The sequence below is a fragment of the Actinomadura sp. 7K534 genome (genome assembly GCF_004348575.1).
In the GTDB taxonomy this organism is placed as follows: Bacteria; Actinomycetota; Actinomycetes; order Streptosporangiales; family Streptosporangiaceae; genus Spirillospora; species Spirillospora livida.
On record NZ_SMKB01000109.1, the window covers coordinates 1 to 23,595 of the forward strand.

20 protein-coding genes, 1 tRNA gene and 1 pseudogene are annotated in these 23,595 nt (G+C 75.0%); 11 read left to right on the forward strand and 11 right to left on the reverse strand.

Annotated features, from left to right (window positions below; genetic code table 11):
* Positions 1-1,496: GTP-binding protein (locus E1266_RS21085; RefSeq protein ID WP_132049526.1), on the reverse strand; the 1,496-nt coding region annotated here is incomplete at its 3' end.
* A 209-nt stretch (positions 1,497-1,705) separates the two neighbouring features.
* A complete protein-coding gene (locus E1266_RS21090; RefSeq protein ID WP_132049528.1) occupies positions 1,706-2,302 on the reverse strand; it encodes a MarR family transcriptional regulator in 597 nt (198 codons plus the stop codon).
* Between the two features lie 92 nt (positions 2,303-2,394).
* Between E1266_RS21090 and E1266_RS21095 the strand changes: the two genes are divergently transcribed.
* Positions 2,395-3,825 carry an MFS transporter gene (locus E1266_RS21095; protein WP_132049530.1) on the forward strand — a complete coding sequence of 477 codons (1,431 nt, stop codon included), beginning with the start codon at positions 2,395-2,397 and terminating at the stop codon, positions 3,823-3,825.
* Between the two features lie 145 nt (positions 3,826-3,970).
* Positions 3,971-5,854 (forward strand): propionyl-CoA synthetase, encoded by a 1,884-nt coding sequence (locus E1266_RS21100; protein ID WP_132049532.1) that lies wholly within the window; start codon positions 3,971-3,973, stop codon positions 5,852-5,854.
* A gap of 25 nt (positions 5,855-5,879) precedes the next feature.
* On the opposite strand, the gene E1266_RS21105 is transcribed toward E1266_RS21100, so the two are convergent.
* Both E1266_RS21105 and selD read right to left on the reverse strand, forming a co-directional pair.
* Positions 5,880-6,149 (reverse strand): GlsB/YeaQ/YmgE family stress response membrane protein, encoded by a 270-nt coding sequence (locus tag E1266_RS21105; protein WP_132049534.1) that lies wholly within the window; start codon positions 6,147-6,149, stop codon positions 5,880-5,882.
* 88 nt (positions 6,150-6,237) lie between these two features.
* Positions 6,238-7,227 (reverse strand): selenide, water dikinase SelD, encoded by a 990-nt coding sequence (gene selD, locus E1266_RS21110; protein WP_132049536.1) that lies wholly within the window; start codon positions 7,225-7,227, stop codon positions 6,238-6,240.
* 176 nt (positions 7,228-7,403) lie between these two features.
* Here selD and E1266_RS21115 point away from each other — a divergent pair, with 176 nt between their 5' ends.
* Both E1266_RS21115 and E1266_RS21120 read left to right on the forward strand, forming a co-directional pair.
* A complete protein-coding gene (locus tag E1266_RS21115) occupies positions 7,404-9,245 on the forward strand; it encodes an AMP-dependent synthetase/ligase (protein WP_132049538.1) in 1,842 nt (613 codons plus the stop codon).
* Positions 9,246-9,271: 26 nt separating this feature from the next.
* Positions 9,272-9,365 (forward strand) — tRNA-Sec (locus E1266_RS21120).
* Positions 9,366-9,424: 59 nt separating this feature from the next.
* On the opposite strand, the gene E1266_RS21125 is transcribed toward E1266_RS21120, so the two are convergent.
* A complete protein-coding gene (locus E1266_RS21125) occupies positions 9,425-10,321 on the reverse strand; it encodes a sulfotransferase (RefSeq protein WP_132049540.1) in 897 nt (298 codons plus the stop codon).
* Positions 10,322-10,483: 162 nt separating this feature from the next.
* Complete coding sequence (locus tag E1266_RS21130; RefSeq protein WP_132049542.1) at positions 10,484-10,789, reverse strand: DUF4333 domain-containing protein; 306 nt, start codon at positions 10,787-10,789, stop codon at positions 10,484-10,486.
* 181 nt (positions 10,790-10,970) lie between these two features.
* On the opposite strand from E1266_RS21130, the gene fdhD reads away from it, so the two are divergent.
* The 5 genes from fdhD (at position 10,971) to E1266_RS21155 (ending at position 16,839) form a co-directional block, all read left to right on the forward strand.
* The gene (gene fdhD / locus E1266_RS21135; RefSeq protein ID WP_132049544.1) at positions 10,971-11,783 is read left to right on the forward strand and encodes a formate dehydrogenase accessory sulfurtransferase FdhD; all 813 of its coding nucleotides are present in this window, start codon (positions 10,971-10,973) and stop codon (positions 11,781-11,783) included.
* A 151-nt stretch (positions 11,784-11,934) separates the two neighbouring features.
* On the forward strand, positions 11,935-12,870 hold the full coding sequence (locus E1266_RS21140) for a metal-dependent hydrolase (RefSeq protein WP_132049546.1): 936 nt from the start codon (positions 11,935-11,937) through the stop codon (positions 12,868-12,870).
* 49 nt (positions 12,871-12,919) lie between these two features.
* Entirely contained in the window at positions 12,920-14,596 is a 1,677-nt protein-coding gene (locus tag E1266_RS21145) for an SDR family oxidoreductase (RefSeq protein ID WP_132049548.1), read from the forward strand.
* Between the two features lie 55 nt (positions 14,597-14,651).
* Positions 14,652-16,265, forward strand: coding sequence for an NAD(P)/FAD-dependent oxidoreductase (locus E1266_RS21150; protein ID WP_132049549.1), 1,614 nt, complete (start codon positions 14,652-14,654; stop codon positions 16,263-16,265).
* 139 nt (positions 16,266-16,404) lie between these two features.
* A complete protein-coding gene (locus E1266_RS21155; protein ID WP_132049551.1) occupies positions 16,405-16,839 on the forward strand; it encodes a CBS domain-containing protein in 435 nt (144 codons plus the stop codon).
* A gap of 38 nt (positions 16,840-16,877) precedes the next feature.
* Here E1266_RS21155 and E1266_RS21160 read toward each other — a convergent pair whose 3' ends face one another.
* Entirely contained in the window at positions 16,878-18,344 is a 1,467-nt protein-coding gene (locus E1266_RS21160) for a PLP-dependent aminotransferase family protein (protein ID WP_243718677.1), read from the reverse strand.
* 93 nt (positions 18,345-18,437) lie between these two features.
* On the opposite strand from E1266_RS21160, the gene E1266_RS21165 reads away from it, so the two are divergent.
* Positions 18,438-19,094 carry a hypothetical protein gene (locus E1266_RS21165; protein WP_132049552.1) on the forward strand — a complete coding sequence of 219 codons (657 nt, stop codon included), beginning with the start codon at positions 18,438-18,440 and terminating at the stop codon, positions 19,092-19,094.
* A gap of 7 nt (positions 19,095-19,101) precedes the next feature.
* Here the strand turns inward: E1266_RS21165 and E1266_RS21170 are convergent, their stop codons facing one another.
* The 4 genes from E1266_RS21170 to E1266_RS21185 all read right to left on the reverse strand — a co-directional run bounded on the left by E1266_RS21170 (position 19,102) and on the right by E1266_RS21185 (position 23,137).
* Complete coding sequence (locus E1266_RS21170) at positions 19,102-20,229, reverse strand: glycerate kinase (protein ID WP_132049554.1); 1,128 nt, start codon at positions 20,227-20,229, stop codon at positions 19,102-19,104.
* 13 nt (positions 20,230-20,242) lie between these two features.
* Positions 20,243-21,133, reverse strand: coding sequence for a hypothetical protein (locus E1266_RS21175; RefSeq protein WP_132049556.1), 891 nt, complete (start codon positions 21,131-21,133; stop codon positions 20,243-20,245).
* Positions 21,130-22,266, reverse strand: coding sequence for an LD-carboxypeptidase (locus tag E1266_RS21180; protein ID WP_243718678.1), 1,137 nt, complete (start codon positions 22,264-22,266; stop codon positions 21,130-21,132). The genes E1266_RS21175 and E1266_RS21180 overlap by 4 nt, the downstream gene beginning before the upstream one ends.
* A 103-nt stretch (positions 22,267-22,369) precedes the next feature.
* Positions 22,370-23,137: a Sir2 family NAD-dependent protein deacetylase gene (locus E1266_RS21185; protein ID WP_243718680.1), complete on the reverse strand. Its 768-nt coding sequence runs from the start codon at positions 23,135-23,137 to the stop codon at positions 22,370-22,372.
* 131 nt (positions 23,138-23,268) lie between these two features.
* Here E1266_RS21185 and E1266_RS21190 point away from each other — a divergent pair.
* Positions 23,269-23,595, forward strand: a pseudogene (locus tag E1266_RS21190) (sulfotransferase); the annotation flags it as partial.

A 23,595-nucleotide genomic window follows, 5' to 3' on the forward strand; every position in this document is an offset into this window, starting at 1 on the left:
ACTCCGCGAGCCGGACGGCGCCCGGCGGGGAGAACGGCGCGCCGGCCAGCGCGGCCCGGAGGCGCTCCACGGCGTCCGCCCAGGGCGGCGGCGGGGCGGTGGCCACCGCGGCCGGTCCCGGGGCGTGCCCGGCCTCCCGCGGGGCGGGCCGGGCCGTAGACGCGGCCGGCCTCGACGCGCAGCGGCGGCCGGACGAGCGCCGCGACGAGCTGCCGGGCGGGGAGGCCGAGCCGCAGCCGGACGGTCTCCAGCGGGAGTCCCGGGGCGCGGGGGCTCTCGGCGGCGTGCCGCGACGTCTCCTCGGCGAGGCGCCGGAACAGCGAGTCCCAGTGCGCGGGGTCGGCGAGCCACTCGCCGTTCAGCGCGACGGCGTCCGGCGGCGCCGCGCAGCCCATGACCGACAGCTCGGACCTGCGGAGCACGCCGTGCCGGCGCAGCACGATCGTGCCGTCCGGCCGGTCGGGCCAGGACGCCAGCTCCCGCGCGCGGGCGGCGCCCGCGCCGCGCCGCACGAGCGTCGGCGGCCGCACGTCCAGGACGCTCACCCCGGCGATCGAGCGGCGCTCCGGGTCGCGCAGGATCCCGGTGTCGCCGAGGTGCAGCGCGAGCCGCCGGTTCAGCGTGAGGCGGGCGGTGTCGGGCCCGAGGGGCCGCAGCCGGACCGGGACGGCGGCCGAGCCGAGGTGCAGGGTCATCCGCCGCGCGAGCCGGCCGGACGCCTCCCCGAAGCGGGTGCGGACGTCGACGCTGGTGGTGTGGGTCCAGGCGCCTTCGGTGACGAGGGCCATGCCGGCGTCGACGCGGCCCGCGTCGCGCAGGGTCAGCACGATCCGCGAGACGCCGCCGACCGACTCGCACGGCTCCCCCGCGCGGCCGATCGTGCGGACGCGGACGCGTGCGCCGGCGGGCATGAGGAGCAGCTCGTCCCCGACTGTGATCGTCCCGGCGGCGAGGGTGCCGGTGACGACGGTCTGCCGCCCGGCGGTGAAGGCCCGGTCGATCCACAGCCGCACCGGGGCGGCGGGGTCGGGGACGGGGAGCCGGCCGGCGAGCCGGTCGAGGGCGGCGGCGAGGCCGTCCATCCCGGCGCCGGTGACGGTGCTGACCGCGACCGCCTCCACGCCGCGCAGCGCGGTCCCGGCGAGCCGCTCGCGGACCTGGCGGAGCGCGAGCTTCGGGTCCGCGGCGTCGGCCTTGGTGACCGCGGCGACCCCGAAGCGGACGCCGAGCGCGCCGAGCGCCTCCAGGTGCTCCCGCGTCCCCGGCATCCAGCCCTCGTCGGCGGCGACGGCCAGCAGGACGGCGGGCGCGGACGCGGCGCCCGCGAGCATGGCCGGGACCGAGCGCTCGCCGCCGGGGACGTCGACGAACGCCACGCGCCTTCCGGAGGGGAGCTCCGTCCAGGCGCCCGGTTCCTCGGGCTCCTTGCCGGTGAGGGCGCGCACGAGCGCCGACTTGCCGTGCCCACCGTGGCCGGCGGTGGTGACGACCTGCATCAGGGCCCCTCCAGGGGAGGGACGCGGAAGGGCGCGGGCCGGCGGCCCGTGCGGGGGGAGTCATCGCGGGGGTTGTGCAGACGGAGGTCCACGGAAGGCAACCCTATGGAGGCGGGTGCCCGCGGCAAAACCCGGCCGTCCCCACACCGCGGCCTGCAATTTCTCACCAAGCTCACGTAAACCACGAACGAGGAGAAATCGTCGGCGGTTCAGTGCCGGCCGGACCCGGCGCGGCCGGTCGGCGCCGCCGCCTCCGTACCGCCGGAGGCCGCCGGACCGGGGTCCGGATCACTGGCGGCAGGGTCGGCGGCACCCGGGGCCGCGGCAGGTTCGGTGGCCGAGGTCGCCGCGGAGTGCGACTCGAAGTCGTCGACCATCCGGTTGACGAGCCCGGCGAGCCGCTCGCGCTCGGCGGGCGACCACGCCGCGAGGGCCTCGCCGATCCAGCGCCGCCCGGACGCCCGGATGGACTCCACGGCCGCCCTCCCGGAGCCGCTCAGCCCGACCCGCAGGCACCGCCGGTCGTCGGGGTCGGGCACCCGCTCGACGTACCCGGCCCGCTCCAGCCGCTGCAGCTGCCGGGTGACGTGCGGCGCCTCCACGGCCAGCCGGACGGCGAGTTCGCCGGGTCGCATGGGCCCCTCGTTCTCCGCGAGGGCGCGCAGCAGCGGCACGGCCGCGCGGTCGACCGGGACGCCCGCCGCGACGACGGTGCGGTCGTGCTGCCTGAACCGGGTGAGCATGTGCGCCACCCGGCTGATCGCCCGTTCGATCTCCACGATGTCCGGGGGCACCCGTGCCGACATGTCACTAAACCTACCGCTCTACTATTACTTAAGTTAATTAACAGGATTGCCGATCGGCCGGCCCGCCGCCGACCGGCCGATGGAGGTTTCGCATGACGGGTGCCCCCACCACGGCGCGCGAGGCGGCCGGGCGGCCCGCCGCGCGCCCCGGGCACACCGGGCGCACCCTGCTCGCCCTGGCGTTCGCCGGGATGACCGTCGCGGTGCAGCAGACCCTCGTGCTGCCGATGCTGCCCCAGCTCATGCACATCTTCGACGCCCCGATCACCGACGTGACGTGGGTGTTCACCGCCTCGCTGCTGGCCGGCGCCGTCGCCACCCCGCTGCTGACGCGGTTCGGCGACATGTACGGCAAGAAGCGGATGCTGCTGCTGTCGCTGTCCCTGCTGGGGGCCGGCTCGGTGCTCTGCGCGCTGTCCGGCTCGCTCCTCGTACTGATCGCCGGGCGCGCCCTGCAGGGCGTGTCGACCGCGCTGATCCCGCTGGCCATCGGCATGATCCGGGACACGTTCCCGCCCGAGCGGGTGACCACCGCGATCGGCGTCGTCAGCGCCACCATGGGCGCCGGCGGCAGCGCCGGGATGATCGTGACCGGGCTGATCGCCGCCCGCACCGACAGCCACCGCCCGGTGTTCTGGGTCGCCGGCGCGATGGCCGCCGCCGGGCTGGTGCTGGTCGCGGCCGCCGCCCGGGACGTCGGCGTCCGCGCGGGCGGGCGGCCCGACTACCCGGGGGTGGCCGTCCTCGCCGTCTGGCTGACCTGCCTGCTGCTCGGCATCAGCCAGGGCAACACGTGGGGCTGGACGTCCGGCGGCGTCCTCGGCCTCTTCGGCACGGCGGCCGTGCTGTGCGCCGTGTGGGTCGTGATCGAGCGGCGCGTCCGCGCCCCGCTGGTCCGGCTGAACCTGCTGGTCGGCGCGCGGTCGCTGTCGGCCAACGTCGTCTCCGCCCTGCTCGGCTTCTCGATGTTCGCCGCGTTCACGCTGATCGCGGGCTTCGTGCAGGCGAGGCCGGAGGAGGTCGGGTACGGGCTGAACGGCTCGGTGCTGGACGTCGGCCTCTACATGCTGCCGAACACGGTGACGATGCTGGTCTGCTCGTCCCTGGCCGGGTGGATCGCCGCCAGGATCGGCCCCGCCTTCACGCTCGCCATCGGGTCGCTCTTCGCGAGCCTGTGCTACGTGTGGCTGGCGGTGTCGAACTCCCACCCGCTCGACATGGTCGCCTTCAGCTCCCTCCAGGGCGTCGGGTTCGGCATCGCCTACGCGGCGCTCGGCACGCTCGCCATCCGGCACGTCCCGATGGACCAGAGCGGCATCGCCAGCGGCATCAACTCGCTGGTGCGCACCGCGGGCGGCGCCATCGCCGGCGCGGTCACCGCGTCCGTCCTGGCCGGGCAGGTCCTCGCGGGGACCGCCGTCCCCACCCTCGCCGCGTACGAACTCTGCTTCTGGATCGTCGGCGCGGGCGCGGCCGTCGCCGCCGCCGTCGCCCTCGCGCACGGCCTGCGCCACCCCCGCTGACCGGGGCGTTCCGGGCCGTCCCGGGCACACGCGGCGGCGGGGGGCCTTGACGAACGGCACCCGCGCCATGCCCTATAGGGGTGGGCCCGAATCCAGTCCGGGCCGGATCGCAGTCGGGCACGGGACCCGCAACCGGGAGGACGACATGGGCGCCTACGCGGCCGCGTACGAACGCAGCATCGCCGATCCGACCCGATTCTGGGGCCTGGCGGCGCGGGACGTGCGCTGGCTCGTCCCGCCGGACCGGGTCCTGGACGACGGGGCGCCCCCCTTCTACCGGTGGTTCACCGGCGGTGAGCTGAACACCTGCGACAACGCCCTGGACCGGCACGTCGAGGAGGGGCGGGGCGACCAGGCCGCGCTCATCTACGACAGCCCCGTCACCGGGACGGTGCGGACCTACACCTACCGCGAGCTCACCGACCTGGTCGCGCGGTTCGCCGGGGCGCTGCGGGCGCAGGGCGTCGACCGCGGCGACCGGGTGGTGATCTACCTGCCGATGGTGCCCGAGGCCGTGATCGCGATGCTGGCCTGCGCGCGGCTCGGCGCGGTGCACTCGGTGGTGTTCGGCGGGTTCGCGGCGCGCGAGCTGGCCGTCCGCATCGACGACGCCCGGCCCAAGGCCGTCGTGTCGGCCTCCTGCGGCATCGAGGCCGGCCGGATCGTGCCCTACAAGCCGCTGCTGGACCAGGCGCTGGAGATGGCCAGGCACAAGGTCGACCGGTGCGTCATCCGGCAGCGCGAGCAGCTGCACGCCGACCTCGTCCGCCCGCGGGACGTGGAATGGGACGAGGCCGTCGCCGCCGCGCAGCCCGCCGAGTGCGTGCCCGTCGCCGCCACCGACCCCCTCTACATCCTGTACACGTCCGGGACGACGGGGCGGCCCAAGGGCGTCGTGCGCGACAACGGCGGCCACGCGGTGGCGCTGCGCTGGTCCATGGAGAACGTGTTCGGCGTGGGGCCCGGCGACGTGTTCTGGGCCGCGTCCGACGTGGGCTGGGTCGTCGGGCACTCCTACATCGTGTACGCGCCGCTGCTCACCGGCTGCACGACCGTCCTGTACGAGGGCAAGCCCGTGGGCACTCCGGACGCGGGCGCCTTCTGGCGGGTCGCGGCGCAGCACCGGGTGAAGGCGCTGTTCGCCGCGCCGACCGCGATCCGCGCGGTCAAGAAGGAGGACCCGGAGGGCGCGCTGCTCGCCGGGCACGACCTGTCGGCGCTGGACACGCTGTTCCTCGCCGGGGAGCGGCTCGACCCCGAGACGTACCGGTGGGCGTCGCGGGTCCTGGACCGGCCGGTCATCGACCACTGGTGGCAGACCGAGACCGGCTGGCCGATCGTGGCGAACCTGCGCGGGCTCGAGCCCCTGCCGGTCAAGCCCGGGTCGCCGTCGGTGCCGGTCCCCGGGTACGACGTGCGGATCCTCGGCCCGGACGGCTCGCCGCTGCCGCCCGGCACGGACGGCGACATCGCGATCCGGCTGCCGCTGCCGCCCGGGACGCTGCCCACGCTCTGGCAGGACGACGAGCGCTTCGTCGAGTCCTACCTGACCAAGTTCCCCGGGCACTACCTGACCGGCGACGGCGGGCACATCGACGAGGACGGCTACGTCTGGGTGATGGGCCGCACCGACGACGTGATCAACGTCGCCGGGCACCGGCTGTCCACCGGGACGATGGAGGAGGTCATCGCCTCCCACCCGGCCGTCGCCGAGTGCGCCGTCATCGGCGTGCACGACGCGCTCAAGGGGCAGGTGCCGCGCGGGCTGGTCGTGCTGAAGAGCGGCGTCCTCGCCGAGCCGGAGGAGCTGTGCCCCGAGCTGATCGGGATGGTGCGCGAGCAGGTCGGGCCCGTCGCCTCCCTCAAGGAGATCAGCATCGTCCCGGCGCTGCCGAAGACGCGGTCGGGCAAGATCCTGCGGGGCGTGATGCGGGGCATCGCCGACGGGCAGGACGTCACCGTCCCGTCCACGATCGAGGATCCGGACGTCCTGGAGACCCTCCGCCCCGTGCTGCGGAAGGCGACCTAGCCCTCCGGGGCGGGGGCGGCGGGTCCTAGCGCCGGGTCCGCTTCGGCCAGAGCACCGTCACCACCAGGACTCCCACGACCGCGGCGGCGACCTGCAGGGCCGTCTCCCCGAAGGTCCAGCCGCCGTCCGTCACGCCGGACACGTCGGCCAGGCCCGTCCCGGCGAACGCCGCGACGATGCCGGCCGCCATCCCGAACCAGACCGGCATGCTCTCCCGGTTCGGCACGACCAGCCGTCCGAGCGTCCCGACGGCCGCGCCCAGCACGACGGCCGCGACGAGCCCGCCGATGGTCATATGCGCTCCCTCCCCCGCTCCCGGGCGCCCCTCACCGCGAGGCCCTACCCGCGGCGGCATCGGCGACACGGGCGCCGGGACGCGGGCGTCAGCGCACGACCAGGGTGCGGCGCCCCGGCGGGACCAGCTCGCCGATGACGGGCGCGCCGGGGATCTCGCCGGCGATCAGCAGGCCGCCGGAGATCTGCGCGTCGGCGAGCAGCAGCCGCTCCTCCTCGCCGATCCGGTGGAAGTCGGTGTGCGGGGTGACCCACGCGAGGTTGCGCCGCGACCCGCCGGGGACGAAGCCGTCGCGCACGGCGGCCCGCGCCCCGTCCAGGTACGGCACGGCGGAGGCGTTCACGACGGCCGTGACGCCGCTCGCCCGCGCGAGCTTGTACAGGTGGCCGAGCAGCCCGAAACCGGTCACGTCCGTCGCGCAGGCGACCCCGCGCTCCAGGGCGGCGAGGCCGGCGTCGGAGTTGAGCGCGGTCATCGTCTCCACCGCGTGCGGGAAGGACTCGCCCGTGGTCTTGTGGCGGGCGTTGAGGACGCCGACGCCGAGCGGCTTGGTCAGCGACAGCGGGAGGCCGGGGCGCGCGGCGTCCAGCCGCAGCAGCCGGCCCGGGTCGGCGACGCCGGTCACGGCGAGGCCGTACTTGGGCTCGGGGTCGTCGACGCTGTGCCCGCCCGCGATGACGCAGCCGGCGAGCGCGGCCTGGTCCCGCCCGCCGCGCAGGACCTCGCGGGCCAGTTCGGCGGGCAGCGCGTCGCTCGGCCAGCCGAGCAGGTTGAGGGCCATCACCGGCGTGCCGCCGACCGCGTAGACGTCCGACAGCGCGTTCGCCGCGGCGATGCGGCCCCAGTCGTAGGCGTCGTCGACGACGGGGGTGGAGAAGTCCGCGGTGGAGACCACCGCGCGGCCGCCCTCGATCCGCACCACGGCGGCGTCGTCGCCGTCCGGGCCGCCCAGCACGAGCGCGTCGCCGCCGGTGAGGCCGGTCACCAGCCGCTCCAGCTCCGCCGGGGGGATCTTGGACGCGCAGCCACCGCCGTGCGCGTACTGCGTGAGGCGGGCGACGGGGGCGAGGCGAGTCACCGCATGATTTAACGCACAACTATCGCAAATGATCAAGAAACGGACAGTGGCCGGGTGGTCACCCACGGCCTAGATCGCTCTCCGACCAGCCCCGAAATCCCGGAAAGACTTGTCCGAACGGTGTTCGGCATGGTGCGATCTGACTCTGCAAGTCATCACTTACTAGTAGGGGCGACATGGGGATCCAGGAAGACCGGGCCGAACTCGACCAGGCCCTCGCGGGACAGACGATCTGCACCGGCCTCGCCGAGACCGCCGAGCGGCACGGCGACCTGCCGGCCTACTCCGACCGCGTCGACGGCGAGTGGAGGACGCTGACGTGGGCCGGCACCCGCACCCGCGCGCTGGAGACGGCCGCGGGCTTCGCCGCCCTCGGCCTCGAGGCGGGCGACGTGGTCGCGCTGATGATGCCGAACCGCTCCGAGCACATCCTGGCCGACCTCGGCGCCGTGCACGCCGGCGGCATCCCCACCACGGTGTACGCCACCCTCGCGCCGGACCAGATCGCGTTCGTCGCCGGCGACTGCTCCGCGAAGTACGCCGTCCTCAACGGCCGGGACCAGCTCGACCGCTGGGAGCCCGTCCTGGACCGCCTCCCCGAGCTGCGCAAGGTCATCGTCGTGGAGGCGGCCGACTGCCCCGCCGGCGACCGCTTCATGACCTGGGACGCGCTCACCGAGCTCGGCCGCGGGGAGCTCGCCGCGGACCCGGCCGCCATCGACCGCCGCTGGCAGGCCGTCAAGCCCGAGGACACCGTCACCCTGCTCTACACGTCCGGCACGACGGGCGACCCCAAGGGCGTCCTCATCACGCACTCGATGGTGCTGCACGAGGGCGCGATGGTGAAGCGCAGCTCGGTGCTGCCCGACCACCCGGCCGGCGTCTCCTACCTGCCGTTCGCGCACATCGCCGACCGCGTCCTCAGCTACTACCTGCCGGTGCGGCTCGCCTCCCACATCCACTTCTGCCCCGACCCCGCCCAGCTCACCTCGATCCTCCCCCAGGTCCGGCCGCACTCGTTCTTCGGTGTGCCCCGCGTCTGGGAGAAGATCATGGCGGGCATCCAGGCGGTGCTGTCGGCCGAGCAGGACCAGGCCAAGAAGCAGGCCGTCGCCGCCGCCCTCGACGCCGGCCGCGCCTACGTGCAGGCCCAGGAGTTCGGCAACACGCTCACCCCCGAGATCACCGCCGCGTTCGAGAAGGCCGACGCGGCGGTCCTCACCCCGATGCGGGCCATGCTCGGCCTGGACCGCGTGATGCAGGCGTCCAGCGCCGCCGCCCCGCTGCCCGTCGACGTCGCCCGGTTCTTCGCGGGCCTCGGCCTGAAGATCTTCGACGCCTACGGGATGACGGAGACCACCGGCGCCATCACCGCCAACCTCGCCGACTCCTTCAAGCTCGGCACGGTCGGCCGCCCCTTCGCCGGCGTGGAGCTGAAGCTCGCCGAGGACGGCGAGATCCTCGTCCGCGGCAGCACCTGCACGCCCGGCTACCTGGGCCGCCCGGAGGCGACCGCCGAGCTGATCGACTCCGACGGCTGGGTGCACACCGGCGACGTCGGCCGCCTCGACGACGACGGCTTCCTCAAGATCGTCGACCGCAAGAAGGAGCTCATCATCACCGCCGGCGGCGAGAACATCGCCCCGTCCATGATCGAGAACCATCTGAAGGAGCACCCGCTCATCGGCCAGGCCCTCGCCTTCGGCGACCGGCGCCCCTACGTCGTCGCGCTCATCACCCTCGACGGCGAGGTCGCCCCCGTCTGGGCGGCCGCCCACGGCATCGACACCACCGACCTGGCCGCCCTCGCCGACAACCCCCTCATCCTGGAGGAGGTCGCCAAGGCCGTCGAGGACGCCAACGCCCGCCTCGCCCGCGTCCAGCAGGTGAAGAAGTGGCGCCTGCTGCCCGCCGAGTGGACCGCCGAGAGCGAGGAGCTCACCCCGACCCTCAAGCTCAAGCGGCGCGTCGTCCACACCAAGTACTCCGCGGCCATCGAGGACCTCTACCAGGGCTGAGACCGGCGACGGCTAAGATCGTCGGCGGAGGCGTGCGAGCGCCTGGTGGCCTCCCCGGCCTTCAAAGCCGATGGTCCCGAGGATCTCGGGACGGCGGGTTCGATTCCCGTACGCCTCCGCGGGCCTCCGCCGGGCCCGGGCCGCGCCGGCCCGGGCCCGGCGTCTTCACGTCCGCGCGGTCACCCGGCGCCGATGTAGTCCCAGGCGCGGGCGATGTCCCGCAGTTCGGGCGGGACATCGCCGGCGGGCGGCAGCGGGCGGGCCGGCTGGATCTCACCGGACTTGAGCTTCGCGCCCCAGTCGCCGAAGGCGGCGCGGTAGGGGCCGTGGCTGAGCCGGCCGTAGTCCAGCATCCCCGGCTCCCACTCCACGCCGAGGTAGGAGCAGATCTCCGTGGTCACGCGCTCGGGCTCGGCCGTCAGCTCCTCGTACCGGACGGTGAGGCCGGGGAGCGCGTTCCTGGCCTCCTCGATGTGCTCGGCGTAGCGGAGGATCTCCGGGACGACCGTCTCCGGGGCCGAGCCCTTGCGCCTCGCCAGGACCGACTCGACGATCGAGGCGGGGTGGCGGAGCAGGAAGAGGTAGCGCGCCTCCGGCCACGCGGCGGCCAGCCGGCGCCAGATCAGGGCGTTGGACGGCGTCTTCTCCACGATCTGCGTCTTGCCGCTGCGCTGGAGCTCGTACGAGAGGACGTTGTCCCAGAGCATGTACTGCAGCTCGCGGACGTCCAGCCCCAGCTCGCCCATGATGTCGTAAGTGAACTCGCGGCCCGGCTTCACCTTGAGGTGGCGCAGGTGGAGCTCGTGCGGAGCGCGGATCTGCGAGTGGCTGTTGAGGAGCACGCGGAGCAGGGTCGAGCCCGAACGCACCGAGCACAGGACGAAGACCGGCGACTCCACGATCCGGGGAACCTTCGAGGGGACGAGCGCGCCCGCCTCGTCCTCGCCCGGGGGCGCCGCGGACGCCCCCTCCGGCCCCTGCGCGCGGCCCGGCGGCCGCAAGGCCGCCGCGAGGAGGGTCCCTCGGCGCTTGAGTCCGGTTGCGACCTGGTTCTTCTTCCCTGGTGACGTGCTCATGATGGGGTGCCGGATACCACTCTCTGCTGGGCGGAAGGGATAAGGACCCAAATCTAGACGGTTCCTCGCCGGGAGGCCCATACACCTCCCGATTCCCAGCTGAACCCCGTTCACCCGCCCGGGGCGCCGGCCGGGCTCCCCCACGCCCGGCCGGCGGCGCCGCTACGCCTCCTTCATCGTGAAGTTGACCTGGTCCCCTTCGACGGAGGTCACGGTCACGATCATGCGGTACTCGCGGCCCGTCGCGTCGCGGACGGTGCACTCGAGCGTGGCTCCGACCTCGCCCTTGAGGCTCTCCGGGCACTCGCTGGTGGCCGGGCCGATGCCGGCGTCGTCGAACGGCGGGCCGAACTTGGCGTCGAGCTGCTCCTCGACCTTGGCCGCGGAGACGGTCTTCGTGACCTCGCAGCCCGCGACGGAGAGCACGAGGCCACCGATCAGGACGGGCAGGACAAGGAACTTGCGCATCGGTGTCTTCACCCCTGTGTGCCAGCGGCGTCCCCCCGTGGGCCGCCTGATGCACTCTCATGATCGATCCGCGGGGCGGGCCCGGACCAGGGCGCCCGGTCCCGAGAAGAATGGGACACAAATCAGGACGTTTCGGAGAGAACTTTTCGTTACCGCCCGGTTTCCCGGGTACGTTCACGCCATGGGGCGGATCACCGTGCGCAGGCCCGTGCTGCGGCTCAGTACCTCCGGGTCGCGCGGGCGCCGCCCGGACACGCTTGCGGTCGAGGAGCCGCTGGAGATCCGCGTCGCGGGCAAGCCCCTCACGATCACCATGCGGACGCCGGGGCACGATTTCGACCTCGTCGCCGGCTTCCTGGCGGCCGAGGGCGTCATCGGGAGCGCGGACGACCTGGCGACGATGCGCTACTGCGCCGACACCGCGGAGCAGAACACGCTGGACGTCGCGCTCGCGCCGGGGGTGCCGCCCCCCGACGACTCCATGACCAGGGCCTTCACCACGACGAGCGCGTGCGGTGTCTGCGGGAAGTCCAGCGTCGAGGCGCTGCGCGCGGACCGGCCCTACGAGGTGGGCGCCGATCCGCTGCGGCTCACCCCGGGCGTGCTCGCGGCGCTCCCCGGCCGGCTGCGCAAGGCCCAGCGGGTCTTCGACCGGACGGGCGGCCTGCACGCGGCGGGCCTGTTCGACGCCGGCGGCGAACTGCTGGCGCTGCGCGAGGACGTGGGCCGGCACAACGCGGTCGACAAGGTGGTCGGATGGGCGCTGCGCCAGGGGCGGCTGCCGCTCGCCGGGACGGTCCTCATGGTGAGCGGGCGCGCGTCGTTCGAGCTGACCCAGAAGGCGATGACGGCGGGCGTGCCGGTGCTGGCGGCGGTTTCGGCGCCGTCGTCGCTCGCGGTCGATCTCGCCGAGGACGCGGGAATGACGCTCGTCGGGTTCCTGCGGGGCGAGACGATGAACGTCTACACGGGAGCCGAGCGCCTCGCCCCGTAAGCGCCCACTTGTCATCACGGGTCGAAAACCGGACGGTAACTTGTTGGGTCCTTCTCAAGAAACCTGCGGCCCACTCGAGTTGACTCGTCCACCAATGGACACACGCGTGCGCGCCCGCGCCGCGTTCCGGCATGCGGAAGCGAGGAACGGGATGACGAGGCCCCTGACTGGCGGCGGACCGGCGTCCGGGATCGACGAGCGCCATCCGCCGATCAAGCCTCGGCGCGTGTCCTTCGACTGGTCGGAGACGCCGCTGCACTGGGTGCCCGGCGACCCGGTCGCCACCCACATCATCAACTCGTTCCACATCGTCCTGCCCGAGGGCGAGAAGTGGTTCATCCAGTGCGTCAAGGACGCCCGCCCCTACATCAAGGACGAGCGGCTCCTGGAGGAGATCAAGGGCTTCATCGGGCAGGAGATGGTGCACGCCCGCTCCCACCAGGGCGTCCTCGACCAGATCCTGGAGGCCAACGGGATCGACGTCTCCAAGATCACCAACGCGGCGGCCAAGGGCAACGCGGACCGGCCCGCGCAGATGGCGGCGCTGAAGGAGAAGAACCCGCGGGCGTGGCGGCGCCGGCTGCGGTTCGAGCTGGCCGCGGTCGCCTCGATCGAGCACTACACCGCCGTCCTCGGCCAGTGGATCATGGACAACGACAGGTTCGAGAAGGCCGGGGTCGACCCGACGATGCTGGACCTGCTGCGCTGGCACGGCGCGGAGGAGGTCGAGCACCGGTCGGTCGTGTTCGACGTGTACAAGGCGTTCGGCGGCGGCTACCTCACCCGCGTGGCCGCCTGGGTGGTGTCGCTGTTCTTCCTGTACTGGGCGCTGATCGGCGGGTCCCTGTACCTGCTCAAGCAGGACCCCACGGTGAAGAAGCGGGTGACGCCGCTGCGCGTGTACCGGTCGTACCGGCGGTCCGTGCGGCTGGGGCACGTCCCCGGCATCTTCCGGCTGCTGCTCGGTGAGGCGCCCGTCTACCTCCGGCCGGGCCACCACCCGTCCAAGGTCTGCTCGACGCCGCGGGCGCTGGAGTACCTGATGCAGTCCCCCGCCGCGAGGGCGGCGGGTTACGACCCCTACTAGAGTCCTCTAGACTCCCCTCACCCCCTAGCCCCTCCAGAGACACAACGACATGACACCCCCGGCGTCCCCCGTCATCCGGCGGCGGGTCCGCGGCGACGGCGTCGACCTCGCCGTCTACGAGCAAGGCGACCGGTCCCGCCCGACCGTCCTGCTCGTCCACGGCTACCCCGACACCCACGCCGTCTGGGACGAGGTCGCCGAGCGGCTCGCCGGGCGGTTCCACGTCGTCCGGTACGACGTGCGCGGCGCCGGAGCGTCCTCCAGGCCGGTCGGGCGCAGGCGCTACATGTTCGAGTACCTGATGGGCGACATGCAGGCCGTGCTGGACGCCACCGCGCCCGAACGCAAGGTGCACCTGGTCGGGCACGACTGGGGCTCCATCCAGTCGTGGGAGGCGGTCTGCACGATGCCGGACCGCTTCGCCTCCTTCACCTCGATCTCCGGGCCGTGCCTGGACCATGTGGGGCATTGGATGCGCCGCAACCTCACCCGCCCTGCGCCGTCGAACCTCCGGCGGGCGGCCGGGCAGGCGGCGCGGTCCTGGTACATCTACGTCTTCCAGACGCCGCTGCTGCCGGAACTGATGTGGCGGGCCGGGTTCTCCCGGGTGTTCACCCGCGCGCTGGAGCGGGGGGAGGGCGTCCCCGCGCGTCCCGGGCATCCGGCCAAGAGCCTGGCGCGCGACGGCGCGTCCGGGACCGGCCTGTACCGGGCGAACATGCTGCGGCGGCTACGCGGGCCGCTCGACCGGCGGACGGACGTGCCGACGCAGGTCATCGTCCCCACCCGGGACTTGTTCGTCTCACCGCACCTGGTGGGGGGGCTCGCCGGCCGCGTGCCGAACCTGTCGGTCCGGCCCGTCGCCGCCGGCCACTGGGTGCCCCGCAGCCATCCGGACGCCGTCGCGCGCTGGATCGGCGAGCACGTCACCGGCGTCCAGGGCGGCCCGCTCTCCGCGGCCGAGTCCCGCGCGCTGCGCGGGGCCAGGGTGGCCGAGGGGCGGCGCGCCTTCGACGGTTCGCTCGTCGTCGTCACCGGCGCGGGCGGCGGCACCGGCCGCGCGACCGCGCTGGCGTTCGCCGAGCGCGGCGCCGAGGTCGTCGCCGCCGACATCGACCCGGCCGCCGCGCAGCGGACCGCGGAACTCGCCGGGCTGCTCGGCCCGGCGGGGCACCCCTACACGGTGGACGTGACCGACCTCGCCGCCATGGAGGGCTTCGCCAAGTCGGTGCTGCACGAGCACGGGGTTCCGGACGTCGTCGTCAACAACGCGGGCGCGCCCACGGCCGGGGCGTTCTTCGACCACTCCGCCGAGGACTGGAAGGCGGCCCTGGACGTCGACCTCTGGGGCGTCATCCACGGCTCGCGGCTGTTCGCCGCGCAGATGGCGGAGCGCAAGCAGGGCGGCCACATCGTCAACACGCTGTCCGCCGCCGCGTTCGCGCCGTCGCGCGCGCTGCCCGCCGCCGCCACCGGGGACGCGGCCGCGCTGATGCTGTCCGAATGCCTGCGCGCCGAGCTGAAGGGCAAGGGCATCGGGGTCAGCGCCGTCTGCGTGCCCGGCGGCGCGGGGCGCGGGCCCGGCCCGGACGAGGTCGCGAAGCGGATCGTCGCCGCGGTCCGCGCCGACCGGGCGGTCGTCCCGGTCACGGCCGGGGCGCGGCTGCGCCGGGCGGCCTACCGCGTGTGCCCGCGCCTCGTGCGCCTGCTGGCCCGCCGGGGCTGAACACCGCCGTCCCGGGTACCCGTAGGGCGTCGCCCACCGGGAGGGACGGTGCCGCATGGCGGACGCCGTGGTCATCGGAGCGGGGCCCAACGGGCTCGTCGCCGCGAACGTGCTGGCCGACGCCGGCTGGGACGTGGTGGTCCTCGAAGCGCAGCCCGAACCGGGCGGGGCCGTGCGCAGCGACCGGGGCGTCCACCCGGATTACGTCAGCGACGTGTGCAGCGCGTTCTACCCCCTCGGCGTCGCGTCCCCCGCCATGCGCGCCCTCGGCCTCGAACGGCACGGGCTGCGCTGGCGGCACGCGCCCGCCGTCCTCGCGCACCCGCTGCCGGACGGGCGGTGCGCCGTCCTCGAACGCGACCGGGACAAGACCGCCGCCGGGCTCGACGCGTTCGCGCAGGGGGACGGTGAGGCGTGGCTGCGGCTCTGCCGGCTCTGGGACGAGCTGGGGGACCCCCTCCTGCACGCCCTGCTCACGCCGTTCCCGCCCGTCCGCGGCGCGCTCCCGCTGGCCGCGGCGGCGCGGCGCGCGGGCGGGCTCCGCGTCCTGCGCACGCTGCTGTCGCCCGCGCGCACGTTCGGCGAGCACGAGTTCACCGGGCCGGGCGGACCGGTGATGCTCGCCGGCGGGGCGCTGCACACCGACATGGCCCCGGAGACGGCGGGCGGGGCGCTGTTCGGCTGGCTGCTCGCCATGATCGGGCAGCGGTACGGCTGGCCGGTGGCCGAGGGCGGCGCGGGCGAGCTGACGGCGGCGCTGGTGCGGCGGCTGGAGTCCCGGGGCGGGCGGGTCCGCTGCGGCACCCCGGTCGCGTCGGTCGTCGTCCGCGGCGGCCGGGCGCTCGGCGTCCGCACCGCGTCGGGCGAGCCGGTGCGCGCGACCCGGGCGGTGCTGGCGGACGTGGCGGCGCCCCTCCTCTACGGCGGGCTGGTCGGCTGGCAGGACCTGCCCGGCGCGCTCCGCGCGGACATGGACCGCTTCGACTGGGACCACGCCACGTTCAAGGTCGACTGGGCGCTGTCGGGACCGATCCCCTGGGCGTCGCCCGGCGCGGCCCGCGCCGGAACCGTCCATCTCTCCCCCGGTATGGACGCGATGAGCGATTACAGCGCGCAGCTCGCCACCGGCCGCGTCCCGGCCGAGCCGTTCGCGATCCTCGGGCAGCTCACGACCGCGGACCCGTCCCGCTCCCCGGCCGGCACCGAATCGGCCTGGGCCTACACGCACGTGCCCCAGCGGGTGAGGGCCGACGCAGGACCGGACGGCATCACCGGCACCTGGGACGAGCGCGAACGGGCCGCCATGGCCGCGCGCCTGGAGGACGTCCTGGAGCGCCTGGCCCCGGGCTTCCGCTCCCTGATCGCCGACCGCCGCATCACCGCCCCGCCCGCGTTCCGGGAGCACGACGCCAACCTGCGGAACGGCGCCCTCAACGGCGGCACCGCGATGCTCCACCAGCAGCTCGTGTTCCGGCCCGTGCCCGGCCTCGGCCGCGCCGAGACGCCGGTCGCCGGCCTGTACCTGGCGTCCGCGTCCGCCCATCCGGGCGGCGGCGTGCACGGCGCGTGCGGCGCGAACGCCGCCCGCGCCGCGCTGGCCCACGCCTCCCCCGCGGGCCGCCTGCTGACGCCCGCCCTCGGCGCCCTCGGCCGCCTGCTGGCGCCGTAGCCTCTCCAATCGCGAGGTTTACCGCCGCGGGGTTTTCCCCGGCGCCGGAACGTGCGACCTTTGCAGAAAGCCCGGCGACCGGCCCGCCCCCGGCAGGCTTCGCCCCCCGGGCACCCGAATTGGCACCGGAGCGTGACGAATGCGGATTCGCGACATCCTGCGGAGGAAGGGAGACGCGGTGGCCACGGTGCGGCCCGAGGCCACCGTGCGGCAGCTGCTCTCCGTCCTGGCGGAGCACAACATCGGGGCCGCGGTGGTCTCGCCGGACGGCGCGTCGATCGCCGGCATCGTCTCCGAGCGCGACGTCGTGCGGTCGCTGCACGAGCGCGGCGCCGCGCTGCTCGACCGGCCCGTCTCCGACATCATGACCGCTGAGGTCCGCAGCTGCGGCCCGTCCGACAAGGTGGAGGACCTGCGCCGCGCCATGACCGAGCACCGGTTCCGGCACGTGCCCGTCGTCGAGGACGGCCGGCTCGCCGGCATCGTCAGCATCGGCGACGTGGTCAAGAGCGCCATCGACGAGCTCGAGAGCGAGCGCGAGCACCTGGTCGGCTACATCCAGCGCGCCCCCTAGCCCGCGCGAACGCCGCACGGGCCGCACGCGCTGGGCGCTCAGACGTAGGCGGGCAGGGACCGGGTCGCGGGGGCGGACTCGGCCTCCCGGTGGGCCAGCGCCAGGCGCTCGACGGCCGTGCGCAGCGTCTCCGGGGGCAGGACGTAGGGCAGCCGGACGTAGTCCTCCAGCACGCCGTCGACGCCGAAGACCGGGCCGGCGACGACGCGGAGGCCGAGCCGCTCGGCCGTCTCGGCGAGCGGGGTGGCGATCGGCGCGCCGAGCCGCGCCCACAGCGACATGCCGCCGGCGGGCAGCCGGAACTCCCAGCCAGGCAGCAGCTCGCGCAGTGCCCCCGCGAGCGCGTCGCGGCCGCGGAGCAGTCCCTCCGCGCGCTCGGCGCGCACCTCCGCCACTCGCAGCAGCAGCTCGCGCACGATCAGCTGCTCCAGCACCGGGCTCGCCATGTCGAACGGCTCGCGGGCCAGCACCAGCCGGCGCGCCAGCGGCGCGGTGGTGCGGATCCACCCGATCCGCAGGCCGCCCCAGAACAGCTTCGACGCCGAGCCGATGGTGATGACCCGCCCACCGGAGTCGAAGGCCGCCAGCGGCGGCTCCCGGGGCGCGTCGAGGTCGTGCGCGAGGTCGGCGAAGGTCTCGTCGGCGACGAGGAACGCGTCGGCGCGGCGGGCGGCGTCCACGAGCGCGGCGCGGCCGGCGGCCGGCATCAGGTGCCCGGTCGGGTTCTGGAAGTCCGGGATCGTGTAGGCCATCCGGACGGCCGCCTGCCGCATCGCGCCGGCGGCGAGCTCGACGTCCCAGCCCTCGTTGACGCCGACGGGGACGAGCCGGGCGCCGCGGCGGCGCAGCGTGCCGAGCGCGTGCGGGTAGGTGGGCCGCTCGATCATGACGGCGTCCCCGGGCTCGATGAGGGTCTGCGTCAGCAGCGTGAACGCGTGCTGCGCGCCGGTGGTGACGACGATCTGGTCCGGGCCGGTGGGGACGCCGCGCGCGGTGTACCCGTCGGCGATGATCCGGCGGAGGCCCAGCAGCCCGGCGGGCTCGTAGCCGGGGCCGGAGCTGTAGCGGGGCAGCTCGTCGACGGCGGCGGCCACGGCCTCCCCGAAGATCGCGGGGGCGGCGGGGGTGGCGCAGCCGAGGTCGATGAAGTCGGCGTCGTCGGGCGGCGGGTGCGCCTTTCCGAACCGCGCGCCCGCCTGCGCGGTCCGCGGATCGGCGGACGACATCCGCACCGGGGGCAGCACCGTCCAGCTCCCCGCGCCCTGGCGGCTCTGGATGTAGCCCTCGTCGCGGAGCCGGTCGTAGGCGGCGGTGACCGTGGTCCGGCTGACGCCGAGGGCGGCGGCCAGGTCCCGCTCGGCGGGCAGCCGGGTCCGCAGCGCGAGCCGCCCGTCGAGGACGAGGCCGCGCACCGACCGGGCCAGCGCGCCGTAGACGGGGCGCTCGCCCGACACGTCACCGACCAGCCGCGCCAGGTGCTGCCCGCTCACATATCGAGTGCTCACGCAAACCACTTTCGCACATTGGACCTATCATTACCAGGCCACTTTCCGTCAGAGTGGAGCGAAAGCTGGCCGATCGTTGCGAGGAGTAGGTAAATGGCCTTGATGGCGCGCCGCCTGGTGCAGCTCTACGTGGGATTGGCCTTGTACGGGCTCGGGATCGCCCTGCAGGTGTCGTCGGGCCTCGGGAACGGGCCCTGGGACGTCCTCCACGAGGGCCTGTCGCGCCGTCTCGGCCTGTCGATCGGCGCCTGGGTCGTCATCGCCGGCGCGGTGGTGATGCTCGCGTGGATCCCGCTGCGCCAGCGGCCCGGGATCGGCACGGTCAGCAACGCCCTGCTCATCGGCGTCTTCGCCGACCTGTTCCTCTGGCTGCTGCCCGCGCCGGAGGCGGCCGGCGCGCGCTGGGCCTACCTGATCACCGCCGTGCTGGTCGGCGGCTTCGCCACCGGCTGCTACATCGGCGCCGGCCTCGGCCCGGGGCCGCGCGACGGCCTGATGACCGGTATCGCCGCGCGGGGCCACTCGCTCCGGGCGGTCCGGACGGGGATCGAGCTGACCGTGCTCGCCAGCGGCTGGCTGCTCGGCGGAACGGTCGGCGTCGGAACGGTCCTGTACGCGGTCGCGATCGGCCCGCTCACGCACGTCTTCCTGCCCGCGCTGACCATCCGGCCCCGGACTCCCGAGGCGGTGCCCGAGACGGCACCGGCGGAAACGGGCCCGGCGGCACAGGCCGAGCCCAGCCGCTCCTGACCCGGGATCAGCGGGCGAAGAGCCGGACGGTCTGCTCGGCCAGCGCGGCCAGCAGCGGAGCGGCCCCGGCCATGAGCCCGGCCAGGTCGCGCGGGCCGTCGGCGATGCTGAACGCGGCGGTGAGCCCGAGCGCGTGCAGCTCGTCCAGCGGCCCGGCCACCCCGCCGGCCAGGGCGACGCACGGGACGCCGCGCTCCGCGGCGAGCGCGGCGACGGCGGAGACGACCTTGCCCGCCGCGCTCTGCCCGTCCACCCGCCCCTCCCCGGTGAGCACCAGGTCGGCGCCGTCGAGGGCGGCGGGAAGGCCGACGGCCTCGGCCACCAGCGGCGCGCCGGGGGACGGCTCGGCGCCGAGGAGGCCCACGAGGCCGCCGCAGGTGCCGCCGGCCGCGCCCGCCCCGGGCAGGTCGTGGACCCGGACGCCCGAGTGGGCGGCCAGCACGTCCGCGAACACGGTGAGGGCGGCGTCCAGCTCCCGCACCTGGGCGGGGGACGCGCCCTTCTGCGGGCCGAACACGGCGGCGGCGCCGGCCGGCCCGACGAGCGGGCTGGTCACGTCGCAGGCCACCCGGAAGCGGGTGGCGCGCACCGCGTCCGGGAGCCCGGAGTCGTCGATGCGGGCGAGGCGGGCGAGCGCCGCCCCGCCCGGCGGCAGCTCGGCGCCCGCGGCGTCCAGGAAGCGGACGCCGAGGGCGCGCAGCAGCCCGGTGCCGCCGTCGGTGCCGGCGCTGCCGCCGACGGCGACGAGGACCTCCCGGGCGCCGCGCCGGACCGCGTCCGCGATCAGCTCGCCGGTGCCGGCGGTGCCGGCGCGCAGCGGATCGGGCGGGACGTCCGCGACGAGCGGCAGCCCGGACGCAGCGGCGAGCTCCACCACGGCGGAGCGCCCGTCGGCGGACAGCGCGTAGCGCGCCGTCACCGGGCGCCCGAGCGGGTCGGTGGCGGCCGTCTCGACCAGCTCGCCCGCGCGGGCGGTGCGGAAGCAGTCCAGGGTCCCCTCGCCGCCGTCCGCCATCGGCACCGCGGTCACCCGGGCGCCGGGCACGGCGCGGCGGACGCCCTCCGCGACGGCGGCGCAGACCTGCGCGGCGGACAGGCTGCCCTTGAACGAATCGGGCGCTACGACGACCCGCACCGGCGGCCCGCGCTCAGTGTTCCGCGGCCAGCGTGGCGAGGACCGACGAGAACTCCTCCGGCAGGACCAGGGAGTCGCCCTCGTAGCGGGTCTCGAGGTAGGTCAGCTCCCCGCCCCGCCACCAGTACAGGTGCGGGCTGAGGGAGCCCGGCCCCTCCTCGTAGGCGCGGTGGGCCTGGGCCTGCAGTTCGTTGGCCGCGGCCACCGCGGCGCGGTAGCGGGCCCTCGGGCACCCTTCGTTCAGGCGGAGCGGGTGGGCGACGATGAGGCTGCGGTTCGGGGCGATGACCAGCGCGCCGTACGGGCCGATCGAGAGGTACTCCTCCAGCCAGGCCAGGTGGGTCACGGCGTAGAACGTCCAGCCGTGCAGGACGGAGACGCGGACGCCGCCGAGGTCCTGCTCGTCCACCTGGAGCGGCCCGTCGCCGCGGACGTTGGCGCGGCCGAGCATGAACAGCGCGTCGCCGGAGACCGGCCAGCCGTTCATCTCCTCGGTGCTGACCGTCCGGACCGACGTCGGCGTGTCGACGACCACGACCTCGATCAGGCCGGGCGCGAACGGCCGGGCGGCCAGGACGCCGTTGTCGGCCTCGGCCGGGTAGATGCGGGTGCGCAGCAGGTGCTGGGCGAGGTCGAAGTCGCTGAGGTCGAGCGGCTCCTCCATCGCGGTGACGATCGTGGTGACGTGGTCGGAGACCAGCGCGGGCCAGTCGTCGCGGGGCACCAGCCGCGCGAGCTGCCGCAGGTCGCGCATGCTGACCGGCAGCCGCTTGGCGCCCTCCAGGATGACGACCTCGCCGGGCGCGCGGTGGCAGGAGTAGCCGAGGCTCTCGGCCACGAGCACGAGCAGCGAGTCGAGGGTTCCGTCGTCCACCGGGTCGGGGCGGGCGTGCCGGCCGCTCATCGTGCACCTCCCGGCGCTCGGAGGGTGAGCGCGGCCGCGTCCGGCGCCGCCGTGTCCGTGCCGCCGGTCGCCGCGGCCGTGTCCAGGAGGGCGGGCGCGCCGAGTTCCAGGGTGCGCTGGTGGGGGCCGTGCCCGGCGGGGACTCCCGCCAGGACGGGGACGCCGAGCGGCCCGAGCCGCGCGGCGAAGACCGAGTCGAGCTCTTCGGGGTCGCCGCAGTTCCGCCAGGTGCCGAGGGCGATGCCCGCGGCGCCGTCGAGCCGGCCCGACTGGAGCAGCTGGACGAGCATGCGGTCGACCCGGTAGGGAGCCTCGTCCACGTCCTCCAGGAAGACGATGCGGCCGGCGGCGGGCGGCGGCGCGTACGGGGTGCCGAGCAGGGCCGTGAGGAGCGACAGGGCGCCGCCGGTGAGCGGTCCTTCGGCGCGGCCCGGCCGCAGCGCGTGCGTGCCGGGGAGGGCGACGGTGCCGCCGAACAGCGCGGCGCGCAGGCCCTCCAGCGTGGCGGAGCCCTCGCCCGTGTCTGCGCTTGTATCTGCGTCTGCGGGGGCCGGGCCGAGGTCGGCGAGCACCCCGGCGGGCATCGGGCCGAAGGAGGTCGTGACGCCTAGGCGCGTTCCAAAAGCGGCGTGCAGGGCCGTGACGTCGCTCGATCCGTGCAGGATCTTCGGACCGCGGGCGGACCCGGCGGCCTCGTCCGACGCGGCGCGCAGCGCGTCCCAGTCGAGGTGGTCCAGGACGCGGGTGGCGCCGTAGCCGCCCCGCGCGCACACCACCGCGCGGACGCGGGGGTCGCACCAGGCGGCCTGCAGGTCGGCGGCCCGGTCGGCGTCGCTTCCCGCGAGCCGGTGCCAGCCGTCCCGGACGGGGCCCGGGGCGCCGAGGTTGACACGGTCGAGGGCGTGCTTTCCGACCACCGCGTCAAGACCGAGGTCGCGGAGGACGGCGCAGCCGGCCTCAAGCCGGGCGGGCGCGGCGGGACCGCTGGGCGCGACGACGGCGACCCGGTCGCCGGGGCGCAACCGCCCGTACCTGCGGGTATGTCGCGTTCGCGGTCGTCCGCCGGGCATGCCGACGGCGGGCGCGTCGGCGGTCCCTTCGACCGCCTCCGCGCGGGCGCCCCCGCTTCTCAACCCGATCCCTCCTCGCACCGCGACGGATAGAGCTTGTCAGGATCCGGACGCCAGTGGAAGAGGCGCACGGTCACGACCCGCCAACAGATCATCGGCCCCCGGATCACCGCCCGCCGCCGAGCGCGATCCCGGCCAGGCGCGGCAGCGTCTCCCCGATCGGCCGGCGCAGGACCGCGTCGGCCAGGCCATCGTACGGCGTCTCCTCCGCGTTGATGATCACCAGGCGAGCGCCGTGCTCGACGGCCTCCAGGCACAGCCCGGCGGCGGGCTGCACGGTCAGCGAGGTGCCCACGGCGAGGAACAGGTCGCAGGAGCGCGCCGCGGCGACGGCGGCGTCCAGGACGTCCCGGTCCAGGGCCTGGCCGAAGGAGATCGTCGCGGACTTCTGGATGCCGCCGCACTCGGCGCAGGGCGGGTCGTCCTCGCCGGCGTCGACCCGCCGGAGGATCTCGGGCATCGGGGTGCGCAGGCCGCAGGCCAGGCAGACCGCGTCCCGCATGGTGCCGTGGATCTCGAGCACCGTCCCCGCGCCCGATCCGGCGCGCTGGTGCAGGCCGTCGATGTTCTGGGTGATCAGGGCGCGGAGCCGCCCCGCCCGCTCCAGCTCGACGAGGGCGGCGTGCGCGGCGTTCGGCTCGGCGTCCCAGACCGGGTTGTCGCGGCGGGACCGCCAGGCGCGGCGCCGCACCTCCGCGTCGGCGAGGTAGGCGCCGATCGTGGACATCGCCTCCGCCGCCGGGTCCTTCGTCCAGACGCCCTGGGGGCCGCGGAAGTCCGGGATGCCGCTGTCGGTGGAGATCCCGGCGCCGGTCAGCACGGTGATCGCCGCGGCGTTCGGCAAAAGCTCGGCGAGCGTCAGGGGAGCGTCCACCGTCCCCATGGTAGGCGCCGGACGGGCATGCCCGTCCGGCCGGAGGGCCTGCTTAACAGATGGGTATCGGTCGCCCCTTACGGAGCGTCACGGACCGACCGGGCCATAAAAGGTGACAAACTTGGCCCGGTATGAGGTCGACGCCGCACATCCTGGTGATCAACGGCACCAAGGTGCGCCGCCCGGTGTTCATCCTGGGGGCGCCGCACTCGGGTGCGGTGCCGCTGGCGCGCGCGGTCAAGCGCTCCCCCGGGTTCCACCTGACCACGAGCCGCCCCGGCGTGCTGCGCGTCACCTACGCGTTCGCGCGGCAGCCGTCGATCGCGACGGAGCGCGGGAAGGGCGCGGCGCGGGTCATCCGGGACGCCTACGCGGAGGCGTGGCTGGTGTCCGGCCGGGCGTGCGCGGAGTGCCCGGACGAGTGCCGCGAGCTGGCCGGGCTGCCGCCCCGCCCGCCC